At 72.2% G+C, this 14207-nt stretch carries 14 protein-coding genes; 7 read left to right on the top strand and 7 right to left on the bottom strand.

The window, feature by feature from the left end:
• Positions 1–84: 84 nt before the first annotated feature.
• From NO900_RS08585 to tpiA, 4 genes are all read right to left on the bottom strand, one after another.
• Complete coding sequence (locus tag NO900_RS08585; RefSeq protein ID WP_256408800.1) at positions 85–405, bottom strand: cupin domain-containing protein; 321 nt, start codon at positions 403–405, stop codon at positions 85–87.
• A 76-nt stretch (positions 406–481) separates the two neighbouring features.
• A complete protein-coding gene (gene dnaJ / locus NO900_RS08580; RefSeq protein ID WP_256408799.1) occupies positions 482–1645 on the bottom strand; it encodes a molecular chaperone DnaJ in 1164 nt (387 codons plus the stop codon).
• Between the two features lie 74 nt (positions 1646–1719).
• Positions 1720–3645: a molecular chaperone DnaK gene (gene dnaK, locus NO900_RS08575; RefSeq protein WP_256408798.1), complete on the bottom strand. Its 1926-nt coding sequence runs from the start codon at positions 3643–3645 to the stop codon at positions 1720–1722.
• Between the two features lie 227 nt (positions 3646–3872).
• A complete protein-coding gene (gene tpiA / locus NO900_RS08570) occupies positions 3873–4517 on the bottom strand; it encodes a triose-phosphate isomerase (RefSeq protein WP_256408797.1) in 645 nt (214 codons plus the stop codon).
• A 129-nt stretch (positions 4518–4646) separates the two neighbouring features.
• Between tpiA and NO900_RS08565 the strand changes: the two genes are divergently transcribed.
• On the top strand, positions 4647–5435 hold the full coding sequence (locus NO900_RS08565; protein WP_256408796.1) for a DICT sensory domain-containing protein: 789 nt from the start codon (positions 4647–4649) through the stop codon (positions 5433–5435).
• Between the two features lie 60 nt (positions 5436–5495).
• Here NO900_RS08565 and NO900_RS08560 read toward each other — a convergent pair whose 3' ends face one another.
• Positions 5496–6023, bottom strand: coding sequence for a multiprotein bridging factor aMBF1 (locus tag NO900_RS08560; RefSeq protein ID WP_256408795.1), 528 nt, complete (start codon positions 6021–6023; stop codon positions 5496–5498).
• A gap of 117 nt (positions 6024–6140) precedes the next feature.
• On the opposite strand from NO900_RS08560, the gene aroA reads away from it, so the two are divergent.
• Positions 6141–7562 (top strand): 3-phosphoshikimate 1-carboxyvinyltransferase, encoded by a 1422-nt coding sequence (aroA, locus tag NO900_RS08555; RefSeq protein WP_256408794.1) that lies wholly within the window; start codon positions 6141–6143, stop codon positions 7560–7562.
• A 474-nt stretch (positions 7563–8036) separates the two neighbouring features.
• Positions 8037–9179 carry an ArsA family ATPase gene (locus NO900_RS08550; RefSeq protein WP_256408793.1) on the top strand — a complete coding sequence of 381 codons (1143 nt, stop codon included), beginning with the start codon at positions 8037–8039 and terminating at the stop codon, positions 9177–9179.
• A gap of 52 nt (positions 9180–9231) precedes the next feature.
• Here NO900_RS08550 and NO900_RS08545 read toward each other — a convergent pair whose 3' ends face one another.
• The gene (locus tag NO900_RS08545) at positions 9232–9879 is read right to left on the bottom strand and encodes a DUF2238 domain-containing protein (RefSeq protein ID WP_256408792.1); all 648 of its coding nucleotides are present in this window, start codon (positions 9877–9879) and stop codon (positions 9232–9234) included.
• Positions 9876–10538, bottom strand: coding sequence for a hypothetical protein (locus NO900_RS08540; protein ID WP_256408791.1), 663 nt, complete (start codon positions 10536–10538; stop codon positions 9876–9878). Before NO900_RS08540 ends, NO900_RS08545 begins: the two co-directional genes overlap by 4 nt.
• Positions 10539–10659: 121 nt before the next feature.
• Between NO900_RS08540 and NO900_RS08535 the strand changes: the two genes are divergently transcribed.
• The 4 genes from NO900_RS08535 (at position 10660) to NO900_RS08520 (ending at position 14153) form a co-directional block, all read left to right on the top strand.
• Positions 10660–11427 (top strand): DUF2103 domain-containing protein, encoded by a 768-nt coding sequence (locus NO900_RS08535; RefSeq protein ID WP_256408790.1) that lies wholly within the window; start codon positions 10660–10662, stop codon positions 11425–11427.
• A gap of 91 nt (positions 11428–11518) precedes the next feature.
• The gene (locus NO900_RS08530) at positions 11519–12178 is read left to right on the top strand and encodes a metal-dependent transcriptional regulator (protein WP_256408789.1); all 660 of its coding nucleotides are present in this window, start codon (positions 11519–11521) and stop codon (positions 12176–12178) included.
• 130 nt (positions 12179–12308) lie between these two features.
• Positions 12309–13007 (top strand): LysE family translocator, encoded by a 699-nt coding sequence (locus NO900_RS08525; RefSeq protein ID WP_256408788.1) that lies wholly within the window; start codon positions 12309–12311, stop codon positions 13005–13007.
• Between the two features lie 93 nt (positions 13008–13100).
• A complete protein-coding gene (locus NO900_RS08520; protein WP_256408787.1) occupies positions 13101–14153 on the top strand; it encodes an NAD(P)-dependent glycerol-1-phosphate dehydrogenase in 1053 nt (350 codons plus the stop codon).
• Positions 14154–14207 lie beyond the last annotated feature (54 nt).

Genomic DNA, 14207 nt, shown 5'->3' with positions numbered 1-14207 from the left:
GGAAGCGTGGCGCGGCGGTCGCGTCGCCCTCGCCGCGGGTCGTCCCCGTCGACGCGGCCGACGAGCCGGCGACGGAACCGGCGCTCAGGGCGCGCCGGCGATGACCATCCGCGAGCCGTCGGCGGAGAACGTCAGGTCGCGCGTGGAGCCGGCGTCGACCCGGACCGCGTCGCCGGGACCGAGCTCGACGGGGTCGCCGTCGACCGTCAGCGTCGCCGCGCCGTGGAGCAGCACGTACACCTCCTCGTGGTCGGCGTCGGCGTGGTCGTGTTCCATCCCCTCCCAGCCGTCGTCGGCCTCCACGACGGTCACGCCGAGGTTCTCGCAGTCGAGCGCCTCCCGGAGGAAGTACATCCCCGGCGCGCGCGGTTCGACGTCGTCGTAGGCGGTGGTGTCGTAGCCCATGCGCTCCGGTACGCGGCGCGTGCCGGAAAAGCTACGGATCGGGGAACCCCGATTCCCGTCCCCGCGGCCGCGTCGCTCAGAAGGAGCTCTTCAGCCGCTCGAAGAAGCCGCCGCCGACGTCGATGTCCTCGCCGCCGGCCTCGGCGAACGCCTCCAGCGCCTCGCGCTGCTCCTGGTTGAGCGAGTCGGGGATCACGACGCCGACCTGCACGTAGAGGTCGCCGCGGCCGCGCCGCCGCAGCCGGGGCATCCCCTTCCCGCTCAGTCGGAACGTCTCGCCGCTCTGGGTGCCGGAGGGAACGTCCATCTCCACGGTGCCGTCGACCGTCTCGACCTCGATCGTGTCGCCGAAGACGGCCTGCGGGAAGGAGATCGCCTCCTTCACGCGGAGGTCGTCGCCGTCGCGCTCGTACCGGTCGCCGACATCGACGTCGACCTCGATCAGCAGGTCGCCGTTGGGACCCCCGTTCTCGCCGGGGGCGCCCTCGCGCTCCATCCGGAGGCTCTGGCCGGAGCGGATCCCCGGCGGGATCTCCACGGAGAGCGTCGCCTCCTCGCGGACGATGCCCTCGCCGCCGCAGTCGGGACAGTCCTCGCTGTACAGCTCGCCCTCGCCCTCGCAGCGCGGGCACGTCGAGGTCTGCTGGACGCGGCCGAGCGGCGTCTGCTGGACCTGCTGGACCTGCCCGCGGCCGTTACACTGGGGACAGGTCCGCACGTCGGCGTCCGGCGGGTGGCCCGCGCCGTCGCAGGTCGAACAGGTCGTGGGTCGGGTGAGCGTGACCTCCTTGGTCGCGCCCTCGAACGCCTCTTCGAGGTCGATCTGGAGGCCGGTCCGGAGGTCCTGTCCCTGTCGCGGTCGGTTGCCGCCGCCGCGGCCGCCCCCGCCGCCGAAGAACTGGTTGAAGATGTCCTCGAAGCCGCCGGCGCCGCCCGCGCCGCCGGCCCCGCCGAAGGGACCGCCGGGACCGCCCGCCCCGCCGGGGCCGCCGCCCCCCGTCGCGCCGCGCTTGTCGGCCTCGGTGAAGCGGTCGTGGCCGAGCTGGTCGTACTGCTTGCGCTTCTGTTCGTCGGTGAGCACCTCCTTGGCCTTCTGGATCTTCTTGAACCGCTCCTCGGCGTTCTCGTCGTCGCTGACGTCCGGGTGGTGTTTGGCGGCCTTCTTGCGGTACGCCTTCTTGATCTCCTCCTCGCTGGCGTCCCGCGACACGCCGAGGACGTCGTAGAAATCTTCGCTCATGCGTTACGTTCGTTGTTGGGTCGTTCGTGGCTGCGTCGTGTTAAGCGGCGCGTCCGACGGCGCGGGGGTCCGGGTTACTCCTGATCGTCGTCGTCGACGTCCTCGAAGTCGGCGTCGACGTACTCCTCGTCGTCGCCGTCGCCGCCGGGCCCGCCGGCCGCACCGCCGGGGCCGGCCGCGCCGCCGGGGCCGGCCGCGCCGCCCATGCCGCCGGGACCGGCGCCGCCGGCGCCGCCGGGACCGGCCTGCGCCGCCTGTCCCTCGTACATCTGCTTGCCGATCTCCTGGAGCTCCTCGGTGAGCGCCTCCGTGACCGACTCGATCTCGTCGGTCTCGGCGTCCTCGTCTTCGAGGACGTCCTCGACGTCCTCGATCGCGTCCTCGATGTCGCCGACGAGGCCCTCGTCGAGGTCCTCCTCGTTCTCTTCGAGGAGGGTCTCGGCGCGCTGGATCGTCGTCTCGGCCTCGTTGCGGGCCTCGATCCGCTCGCGGCGGGCCTCGTCCTCCTCGGCGTGCTTCTCGGCCTCCTCCTGCATCTCCTCGATCTCCTCGTCGGAGAGGCCGACGCCGCCCTCGATGGTGATCGACTCGGCGTTGCCCGAGCCCTGGTCCTCGGCCTCGACGTTGACGATCCCGTTCTCGTCGATGTTGAACGAGACCTCGATCTGCGGGGTGCCCGCCGGCGCCGGCGGGATGCCGGTGAGCTGGAAGGCGCCGAGCAGCTCGTTCTCCTCGGCGATCTCGCGCTCGCCCTGGAAGACGCGGACGTTGACGGAGGTCTGGTTGTCCGCGGCCGTGGTGAACACCTTCGACTCCTCGGTCGGGATCGTGGTGTTCTTCTCGATGAGCCGCTCGAAGAGGCCGCCCTTCACCTCGATCCCGAGCGAGAGGGGGGTGACGTCCAGCAGGACGATGTCGTCGACGTCGCCGGAGAGCACGCCGCCCTGGACCGCCGCGCCGAGCGCGACCGCCTCGTCGGGGTTGACGTTCTTCTTCGGCTCCTGGCCGACGAGCTCCTCGACCTTCTCCTGGACCTGCGGCATCCGGGTCGAGCCGCCGACGAGGATGACCTCGTCGATGTCGCCCTTCTCGTAGCCGGCGTCGGAGAGCGCCTGCTCGGTCGGCTCGACGGTGCGCTCGATGAGGTCCGAGGTGAGGTTCTCGAACGTCGCGCGGGTGACCGACTGTTCGAGGTGGACCGGACCGCTGTCGGTCGCGGTGATGAAGGGGAGGTTGACGGTGGTCTCCTTCTTGTTCGACAGCTCGATCTTCGCCTCCTCGGCGGCGTCTTTCAGCCGCTGGAGCGCCTGCCGGTCCTCGCGGAGGTCGATCCCGTGGTCGTTCTGGAACTCGTCGGCGAGGTGGTCGATGAGCGCCTCGTCCCAGTCGTCGCCGCCGAGGTCGTTGTCCCCGTTCGTGGCGACGACCTCGTAGACGCCGCCGCCGAGGTCGAGGACGGACACGTCGAAGGTGCCGCCCCCGAGGTCGTAGACGAGGACGGTCTGGTCGGACTCGTCGTCGAGCCCGTACGCCATGGAGGCGGCGGTCGGCTCATTGACGATGCGCTCGACGTCGAAGCCGGCGATCTCGCCGGCGTCCTTCGTCGCCTGCCGCTGCTTGTCGTTGAAGTAGGCAGGGACCGTGATGACCGCCTTCTCGACGTCGTCGCCGAGGTACTCCTCCGCGTCGCGCTTGATCTTCTGGAGGATCATCGCCGAGACCTGCTCCGGCGTGTACTCGTCGTCGCCGATCTCGACGGTGTAGTCCTCCTCGCCCATGTGCCGCTTGATCGACTGGATCGTGCGGTCGGGGTTCTGGACGGCCTGGTTCTTCGCCGGCTTTCCGACGAGCCGCTCGCCGTCGTCGGCGAAGGCGACGACGGAGGGCGTCGTCCGGTCGCCCTCCGCGTTCGCGATGATCTCGGGCTCGTCGCCCTCCATCACCGCGAACGCGGAGTTGGTGGTACCGAGGTCGATACCGAGGATCTTGTTGCTCGCCATCTTAGTCAAAGTTAGCGGCTTCTGTCGGTTAAAGGTTACTAGACGGCGCGATCTCGCCGTCCAGTCGATCCCGCTCTCGTCGTGCGGTTTCGACGATCGTGTGAACGGGTCGCACCGGTGTCTTTATACTGATCCGCAAGCGCAGGAACTCGCGACGGCCGGCGCGGGTCACCGTCGGGCCCTGCCGTCGGTCGGCGACCGCGCGGCTCGGCCGACGCTCGCCCCGCTCAGAGCCCGGAGACGAGGTCCTCCAGCGCCGCCCGCGGGTCGTCGGCCTTCGCCACGCCGGAGGCCAGCAGGATCCCCGAGGCGCCGAGATCGGCCGCGGCGGCGACGTCCTCGCCGGTCGAGACGCCGGCGCCGCAGAACACGTCGACCGCGGGGTCGACCGCGTCGGCGGCCGCGACCGCGTCCTCGACGATCCCCGGGTCGGCCGTCGAGACGGAGACGTCGCCGCCGATGAGCTCGGGGGGTTCGACGGCGACCGCGTCGGGGCCGAGCGCCGCGGCCGCGCCGACCTGCGCGGGGTTGTTCGCGCAGACGATCGTCTCCAGGTCGGCGCGCTCGGCGGCGCGCACGGAGCCGTCGACGTCCGCGAGCTTCAGGCGGTTCTCGGAGTGGTTGATCAGCGTCCCCTCGGCGCCATTGTCGGCGACGGCCTCGGCGAGCGTCGAGCCGGTGTGCGAGCCGTGGGCGTTCGGCGAGACGTGCTGGGCCCAGGTCTCGACGCCGGTGTCGGCCACGCGGGCGACGTCCGCCGCCTGCGGCGAGACCGCGATCCGCGCGCCGGACGCCTCGGCCACGTCGCGGGCGGCGGTCGCGACGTCGATCGGGTCGCACGGGTACGCCTTGAGGTTCACCAGGATGAACATACCCGCACTCGGGGGCCGGGGGCGCAAATAGCTTCATGCTCCGGCGACGCCTCCCCGCCGGTCCCTGGGGGATCCGTTCGCAGGAGCAGAAACGTCCTTATACCCCGGTACTGTGGGTCGGGACGAACGATGTCCCTCATCGAGCTCATCGCCGGCGTGGAGGCCCGCGAGCCCACGCTGACCGTCTTCAACGCCGACCCGGCGGTCGCGGAGGAGCTCCGCGCGCACTTCGCCGACCGCAGCGTCCGGATCGCCGAGGAACGGACCGACGAGGGGCCGGAGGGGTACGCCGTCCTCTCGCGCGACGGCGAGTTCGTCACGGCCGTCGCGGTCGACGAGCTCCTCCCCGACGCCGGCGACGGGACGGACGCGTCCGCCAGTGATCCGGCCGGCGAGGGCGGGGGGTCCGGGGGCGGTCGGGTCGGCGAACCGATCCTCGATCACCTCGACGAGACGATGTTCACCTCCTACTCCCGCGACGACATGGTCGCCGCGTCCAGGGAGATCGAGGACCGCGCGTGGCGCGTCGGCGACGGCGAGCTCCACGCCGGGTTCCAGACCCTCGACGTCCTCACCGGGGAGGCGGACACGTACGCCCTGCTCGGCGGGAAGGAGCGGCTCGAAGTCCACGCGTACGCCGCGAACGAGGGCGAGCCGCCAGACGTGGAGCAGTACACCGTTCACGTCGGCGAGACCGCCGAGATCCGCGAGACGTGGTTCGTCGCCTACGACGGCGGCGGCTACGACGACGCGAAGTGCGCGCTGCTCGCCGAGGAGCGCGCCCCCGGCGAGTTCTTCGGCTTCTGGAGCTACGACCCCGAGACGGTCGACTACATCATCGACTACCTGACCGAGCGGTACGGGACCGGCGGCGACGAGACCGGGGCGACGGACGACGTCGGCGGGAACCGGGAGTAGTGACGTCGGCGGGAACCGGGATCGACGACGCGGTGAGAATCGGGGACTGCGCGGGCGGCGTCAGTCCTTCCGCTTGACCACGTCGCCGAGCGTCATCGTCCCCGAGTCGCCGCTCTCCCAGTCGGCGTCGTCGGACGACTGTCCCTCGACCAGCGAGACGTCGAGCGCGCGTTCGAGCTTGCGCTGGACCTCGTCGGTGGGGAGGGTGTCGCCGCGTTCGAGCTTGCGGATGAGGCTCGCCTTCTCGTTCAGCTGGTCGGCGAGCTCCTCCTGGCTGAGCCCGCGGGACTCGCGGGCGTTCCGGATCCGGTCGTCGTAGTCCGTGGCGATCTCGTCCATGTCGTCGAACATGTCGCGCGGCCGGGTCGAGCTCCCCGAGGAGCCCGACGAGCCCGACGAGCCGGACGACGAGGACGACGTCCCGGTGCTCGAACTCGTGGAGTACTTGCCGCCGCCGGAGCCGGTCGACTCGTCGCGGACCTCGGTGCCGAAGTCCGTACACGAGCTACACAGCTCCAGCTCGGCGCCTTCGACCTTCGTCGTCGTCAGCGAGGCCTGGTCGGCGCCACACATCTCACACTGGGGCATGGGCGACGCTAGCGCTCCCGGTGGTATAAAGGGTGCGCCGCGGTCCCGAACCGGTGCCCGAGCCGGGAGTCGTGCCGCGTCCGGTACCGACTTGTCGCCGGGGCCGGCAGGGACGGTATGGACGTCCACGTCACCGGCTCGACCGTCCGGGGGACCGCCCGCGCGCCGCCCTCAAAGAGCTACACGCACCGCGCGCTGCTCGCCGCGGGGTACAGCGACGGCGCGACCGTGCGGTCGCCGCTCGTCTCCGCGGACACGCGGGCGACCGCCCGCGCCGTGACCGCCTTCGGCGGCGCGGTCCGGCCGAGCCCCGAGCCCGGAGCCCCTGCCCCCGAGTCCAGAGCCGCCGACCCCGAACCCCTCGACGGGAGCGCGCGCGTCCCCGACGACGCCGAGGCGCTCGCCGTCGACGGCTTCGGCGGCCGGCCGGCGGTCCCGGACGACGTGATCGACTGCGCCAACTCCGGGACGACGATGCGGCTGGTCACGGCCGCGGCCGCGCTCGCCGACGGCGCGACGGTGTTGACGGGCGACGGGTCGCTCCGGTCGCGTCCGCAGGGCCCGCTCCTGACGGCCCTCGGCGACCTCGGGGTCCGTGCGGAGTCGACCCGCGGCAACGGGCGGGCGCCGCTCGTGATCGCCGGCCCCCTGGCGGGCGGCGAGGTCGCCATCCCCGGCGACGTCTCCTCGCAGTACGTCACCGCGCTGCTGATGGCCGGCGCGGTCACCGACGAGGGGATCGAGGTCGAGCTGACGACGGAGCTCAAGTCGGCGCCGTACGTCGACATCACGCTCGAACTGCTCGGCGACTTCGGGGTCGAGGCGACGCCCGTGGGCGAGGACGGGGCCCCCCTCGACGGCGCCGCCGGCGCGGCGGGGTTCGTCGTCGAGGGGGGTCAGTCGTACGCGCCCGCCGGCGGGAGCTACGCCGTCCCCGGCGACTTCTCCTCCATCTCGTACCTCGTCGCCGCCGGGGCGATCGCCGCCGAGCCCGGCGAGGCCGTCCGGATCGAGGGCGCTCGCCCGAGCGCGCAGGGCGACGCCGCGATCGTCGACATCGCGGAGCGCATGGGCGCCGACATCGACTGGGACCGCGACGAAGGCGTCATCGCCGTCCGGCGGTCCGACCTCTCGGGCGTGGCGGTCGACGTGGGGGACACCCCCGACCTCCTTCCCACCATCGCCGCGCTCGGTGCGGTCGCCGACGGCGACACCCGGATCACGAACTGCGAGCACGTCCGGTACAAGGAGACCGACCGCGTCGCCGCGATGGCCGAGGAGCTAGAAGCGATGGGCGCCGAGACGACCGAGGAGCCCGACGCGCTCACGATTCACGGCTCCGAGAGCGACCTGCGGGGCGCGACCGTCGACGGCCGCGCCGACCACCGGATCGTGATGGCGCTCGCCGTGGCCGCGCTCGCCGCCGAGGGCACCACGACGATCCGCGGCGGCGAGCACGTCGACGTCTCGTTCCCGGGCTTCTTCGACGCGATGGCCGACCTCGGGATGGCCGTCGAGCGCGAGGGCGCGACCGAGTAGACGAGATACGTAAAGACCGCCGGACTGCGACTACCTATAAACAGACTACGGTACGGTGGCGCGCGCCTCCGAGCCGCCGTCCTCGGCGGCGAGGAGCGCGTGCGAGGGACGCGGTGAGCGCTCGAAGAGCGCGAACCGCGAGGCTGGGGAGGTGTGAGGTGCGGTTGCGGTGCCGTGCGGGGTGGGACTCAAAGGGGCAGTCGCGAGGACGAAGCACGGCGCGGCAAGCACCGCAGTGAGGGAGCGATAGCGACCGAGCGAGGAGCACAGCAAGCCGCGCGAGTCCTCGCGACTGGGGCTTTGGCGGTGTTCACCGGGATCCACTCCCCTCTATTTATAAATACGACAGAAGCTGCGACGATGTTCTCAGCCCGACCGATATCGTCCCGGATACCTCAGTGGCAAACTCAACATCCCACGCCGCACCCTCTCCGTACCGACGGGTACACGTACGCGCCGCACGCACGACCCGGTATGGACGACATCGACGTCGAACCCGTGGATCGCGTCGAGGAGCCCGAGAGCGACGACCCCGAGACCGATTCCGAAGCCGACCTCCCGGCCGAGACGGACGCCACGGCCCTCCCGGAGGGCGTCGACGCGCCCGAGTACGTCCTCTACGGCGGGAAGGGCGGGGTCGGCAAGACGACGATGGCGGCCGCGACCGGGCTCTCCTCGGCGGCGGGCGGGGTCCGCACGCTCGTCGTCTCGACGGACCCAGCGCACTCCCTCTCGGACACCTACGAGACCGACATCCCGGCCGAGCCGACGCGCATCCGCGAGGAGATGCCCCTCTACGCCGCCGAGATCGACCCCGACGACGCGATGGAGGAGGGGATGTTCGGCGCCGACGGCGACCCCTTGGGCGGGATGGGGGAGATGGGCGACGCGATGGGCGGGATGATGGGCGGCGAGGCCGCCCCCGGTGACGAGAGCGCCGAAGAGGGCCTCGGATCCCTCCTCGGCGGGACGATGCCCGGCGCCGACGAGGCGGCCGCGATGCGACAGCTGCTCGAATACCTCGACGACCCGCGCTTCGACCGGGTGATCGTCGACACCGCGCCGACCGGGCACACGCTCCGGCTGCTCCAGCTCCCGGAGATCATGGACTCGATGATCGGCCGCGTGATGAAGCTCCGCAACCGCTTCTCCGGGATGATGGACGGGCTCAAGGGGATGTTCGGCGGTGGGGACGACGGCCCTGACCCCACGGCCGACCTCGACGAGCTGCAGGAGCGGATCGAGCGCCTCCGGGCCGTGCTCCGCGACCCCGGACAGACCGACTTCCGCGTCGTGACGATCCCCGAGGAGATGAGCGTCGTCGAGTCCGAGCGGCTGGTCGCCCGCCTCGACGAGTTCTCGATTCCGGTGAACACGCTCGTCGTCAACCGGGTGATGGAGGGCGTGGGCGACGTGGCCGACGTCGACCCGGCGTGGATCGTCGAGCCGAACCCCGACACCTGCGAGTTCTGCGCGCGGCGCTGGGAGGTCCAGCAGGGGGCGCTCCGGCGGGCGGCCGAGCTGTTCCGCGGCCGCGACGTGAAGCGCGTCCCGCTCCTCGCGAACGAGGTCCGCGGCGAGGCCGCGCTGCGGGTCGTCGCGGCGTGCCTGCGCTAGGTCCGTCGCGGCGTGCCCGCGTTAGCCCGTCCGGATCCCCGCCCGGCCCCGATCACTCCTCGGTCGGTCCGAACAGCCCGTCGCGGACGCGCTCCGCGACGCCGGTGAGGTGCGCCTGGCCGAACAGCGCCACGACCAGCGCGCCGACCGAGTTGTACATCAGGTCGGCCACGGTGTCGTCGAGCCCGAACTGCGCGAGCGGCATCTCGATCCCCGTCTCGTCGGCGACGATGTCGAGCCCGAACTCGAACAGCTCCCAGACGACCCCGAACGCGAGCACCACCACGAGGATGAAGGCGAACGCGAACCGCGGCGGGATCCGGATCGCGTCGCTGTGGAGGTCGACGGCGCGCAGCGTCGTGTAGCCGGCGCCCGCGACCAGCGAGGCCGACAGCGCGTGCGTGAGGTGGTCCCACCACCCGATCTGCGCGTAGAACCAGGCCGACCCGAGCGTGTGCAACAGCACCGCCGACGTGATCCACACCCCGAGCCACGGGTCGAGCGGGATGTCGTAGTTCCGTTCGAGCGCGGCCGGGACGAACGTGACGAGCAGCCCGAGCCCCCCGTTGGTGATCGCCTTCGGCTGCCCGAAGGCGGCCCCGTAGACGACGATGCCGGCGAGGAGGAGCTGCATCGCCCTGGTGAGCCGCCGCTGGGTCCGCAGCGACGGCCGAGCGCGGAAGGCCCCGCGGACGCTCATCGCCGCACCACCCGCCAGATCCGCCGGCGGAGCCGCGCCCCGCGCCGCCGGAAGTACGCGTCGAAGAGGACGCCGGCCGCGAGCCCGGCCAGCGTCACGTAGATCCACTCGATCATCAGCGCCTCGTTCGTCGTCAGGAAGCCGGTCCCGAGCAGCCGGTCGGCGTTCCACCGGAGCACGGTCCAGGCGGCCGCCGTCGCCATCGTCGTCAGCACGACGAACAGCACCGCGAACCAGTGGGTGACCCGGAGCGCGGTGAACATGTGGAGCTCGACGGTGACGATCAGCGCGAACGCGGCGATCGCGAGGTACGTCGCGAACGTCCCGAGCTCGCCTCCGAAGAGCACGCGCACGAGCACCGGTAACAGCGCGAGCCCGAGCACCTCCCACGGGAGCATCACCCGCGGGTCCCGCGCCGCGACCGCCGGCGCGACCACGACGGCTCCGATCGCGGCGACGAGGGCCATCGGGAGGAGGTCGCCCCCGAGCAGGCTCTCGACGAAGGCACCGGCGAGCACCGCCGCCATCGCCCACGCGACCAGGGCGTTCGTCCGGCCGCTGCGGAACAGCCGCGCCACCCGGTCCTCGATGGCGTCGCCGTCCGGAACCTGCGGCCCCCGCTCGCCCGGGGGATCGTCGTCGGGTCCGTCGGTGTCCATACCTCACCTCAGGCCGGCCCCCACTAATATGGGTTGCCTCCGTGGCCCGGAGGAGGGGGAAGGGGGGCTCCGAGCCGGGACGAACGGACGCGCTTTTATCCGCCACGCGCCTCCGTCCGGTATGAACTGCCGGCGGTGTGGCACCCCCCTCCGCAAGCCCGGGGACTACTGTCTCACCTGTAACACCGCCAACGCCGACGCCGTCGTCGCCGAGTTCGCCGAGGACCGCGCCAGGCTGACGATGCTCGACGAGGACGCGGTCGTCGGCGAGACGACGGTGACGACGCGACCCGAGAGCGACGAGCGGCTCACCGAGGTCCAGCTCCGCAACTTCGCGGGCCGGGTCGCCGACGAGATCCGCCGCAAGCGCCCCGACACCGTCTACGCCGCCGGCGCGCGCGAGCCGCTCCGCGAGACGCGCGCACAGGTCCACCACGAGTTCTACCGCGTGCCGGACGCGAGCGTCGACGAGGGGTCCGACGACGGTCGCGAGCGCGCGAGCCCCGTCGTCTCCTGGGTGCTCGACCGGCGCGGCGACCGCGCGCTGGAGGTAGTCGAGACCCCGCCGCGCGAGAAGATCGGCGGCTCCCACTCGACGCTCATCGGCGACCGCAAGGGGCGGAAGGCGGTGAGCACGGTCGCGCAGCACCCCCACGTCAAGAAGATCGTTCCCGGCCCCATCGACGCCGGCGGCACCGGCTCGCGCACGGGGCTCCGCGCGAAGGCGACGCGCGCCGGGACCAACGGGAACGTCCGGCTCCTCCTGCGGGACGGCTCCAGCGTGCAGGAGAACCGGATCGTCACCACCGCGATGGACCGCGAGACGGGCGAGCGCGTCCGCGAGGACCTCAACGAGGCGCTGCGGGACGCCGAGCTCCGGGACGAGTGACCGGTCCGCGGCCGCCGCGATCCGGTCGAACCCCTCCGACCGGCGACCGCTCCCGGTAGGTATTTGGGCCGCCGGCCGCGATCGCTTATAAATGCTGAGCGACGTCATGGAGGACTACCTGAAGGCGATCTACGTCCTCCAGTCGGAGCAGGGCCCCCCCGTCTCGACGTCCGCCGTCGCGGAGTACCTCGACAAGAGCTCCCCGTCCGTCACGGACATGCTCGGGAAGCTGGAGGAGCGCGGGCTCGTCGAGCGCGAGCCGTACCAGGGCGCGGAGCTCACGGCGGAGGGGGAGGCGGTCGCGCTGGAGGTCGTCCGCCACCACCGGCTGCTGGAGGCGTTCCTCGCCGACCGGCTCGACTACGACTGGAGCGAGGTCCACGACGAGGCCGACGCCCTCGAACACCACATCTCCGAGGAGTTCGAGCGCCGCGTCGCGGAGGCGCTCGGCGACCCCGCCGTCGACCCCCACGGCGACCCCATCCCCGGGGCCGACCTCGAACCCGTCGACGAGGGGAGCGGGCCGCGCCTCTCCGACCGCGACGAGGGGGACCGCGTCGTCGTGACGCGGGTGTCCGACCGCGACGAGGACGAGCTCGACTACCTCGCCGACGCCGGGATCACGCCGGGGACCGCGGTCGAGGTCGTCGACGTCGCCCCCTTCGGCATGGTGACCGTGACGACCCCGACCGGCGAGCAGAGCCTGCCGGCGGCGATCGCCCGGTCGATCCGCGTCGAGGACGCGGACTGAGCGTTCGGCCCCCTCGGTCGCCCTCGTTCCCGCACCGCTCCCCGCTTCCGTCCGTCGGTGCGGCTTTTCGGGCCCTGACGTTCACCGCTCCGTCGCGGACTTTTTCACGAAACCGGTCGTTGCGAGCGGTGTGAACCTCCTCGTGACGCTCGCCGCCGGGGTCGTCTTCGGCCTCGCGCTCGCGGCCCCGCCCGGTCCGATGAACGCCGTCATCGCCGAGGAGTCGGTCCTCCGCGGTCGGGCCGCCGGCTTCCGCGCGGGGCTCGGCGCGGCGACCGCCGACGCGATCTTCTTCGTCCTCGCGTACCTCGGCGTCGTCGCCGTCGTCGAGTCCCTCCCGCTCCTCCGCGCCGCGATGGTCGCGGCCGGCGGCGTCTTAATGCTGTACTTCGCCGTCGGCGCGGCCCGCGGCGCGCGGGCGTCGTTCCGTCCCGCGTCCGGCGACGAGCCCTCGATCGAGGCGGGGAAGGGGTTCCGCAAGGCGCTGGTGCTCGCGCTGACGAACCCGTACCAGGTGCTGTTCTGGCTCACCGTCGGCGTCGGCCTGCTGCGTCCGGGGGAGCTCGACGTGCTCGCCCGGCTCCCGGTCGTCGGCGCCGACCTCGCCGGCGCCTTCGTCGTCACGACCGGGTCGCCGGCGCTGATCGGCGGCTTCTTCCTCGGCGTGCTCACCTGGATCACCGGCTTCCCCGCGGTGCTCGTCGCGGCCGAGAGCCGGACCGAGACGCTCGCGCCGGTCGTCGCGGTCGCGTCGGCGGCCGTGCTCGCCGGCTTCGGCGTCTTCTTCCTCTACGACGCGGCCACCGCGCTCTCGGCGCTCGCCGCGTAGGCGGTCGCGCGTTCGCGTCCGCGGACGGCCCCGCGCCTCCCGGGCCCGGCCGACATGGGCAACGGCTTTGCCTCGCGAGCGCGACCGACCCGTATGTTCGAGAAGTCCACGTGGATCAAGCTCCCGCGCAACGTGCTCGTCGGTCACGACGTGATCGACGACCTCGGGGCCGCGGTCGGCGAGCTGTACCTCACGGGGCGCCCCCTCATCGTCACGAGCCCGACGCCGAACGAGATCGCCGGCGACCGGGTGCGCGCGCAGTTCGACGACCCCGCGACCGCCGTCGTCGACGAGGCCTCCTTCGACGCGGTCGAGGAGCTCACGGACACCGCCGAGGCGATCGACCCCGGCTACCTGATCGCCCTGGGCGGCGGGAAGCCGATCGACATCGCGAAGATGGCCGCCGACCACCTCGACGTGGGCTTCGTCTCCGTCCCCACCGTCGCCTCCCACGACGGGATCGTCTCCGGGCGCTCCTCGATCCCCGAGGGCGACACGCGCCACTCGGTCGCGGCCGACCCGCCGCTCGCCGTCGTCGCGGACACGGCGCTGCTCGCGAACGCCCCGTGGCGGCTCACCACCGCGGGCTGTGCCGACATCATCTCCAACTACACCGCCGTGAAGGACTGGCGGCTCGCCCGCCGCCTGCGGAACGTCGAGTACAGCGAGTACGCGGGCGCGCTCTCGGAGATGACCGCCGAGCTGCTCGTCGAGAACGCCGACATGATCCGGCCCGGGCTGGAGGAGTCGTCGTGGGTCGTCGTGAAGGCGCTCGTCTCCTCCGGCGTCGCGATGTCGATCGCGGGCTCCTCGCGGCCCGCCTCCGGCGCGGAGCACCTCATCTCCCACCAGCTCGACCGGATCGCGCCCGGCAAGGCCCTCCACGGCCACCAGGTCGGCGTCGCCTCGGTCGTGACGGAGTACCTCCACAGCGGCGAGAACGGGCGGTGGAGCGCGATCCGCGACGCGCTCGCGGAGCTCGACGCCCCGACGACCGCGGCCGAGCTCGGCGTCGACGACGAGGAGCTGATCGCCGCGCTGACGACCGCCCACGAGATCCGCGACCGCTACACGATCCTCCAGGGCGGGATCAACGAGGAGGCCGCGATCGAGGTCGCGACGGCGACCGGCGTCATCGACCGGTAGGTCGGCGGACGCGTCGAGCGACCGCCCGCCCTCCCGTCCCGACCGCCCGCCCTC

The sequence above is a fragment of the Halorubrum rutilum genome (genome assembly GCF_024494565.1).
The sequence above is the reverse complement of the archived record's forward strand: the minus strand, read 5'-3'. Positions and strand labels throughout refer to the sequence as shown.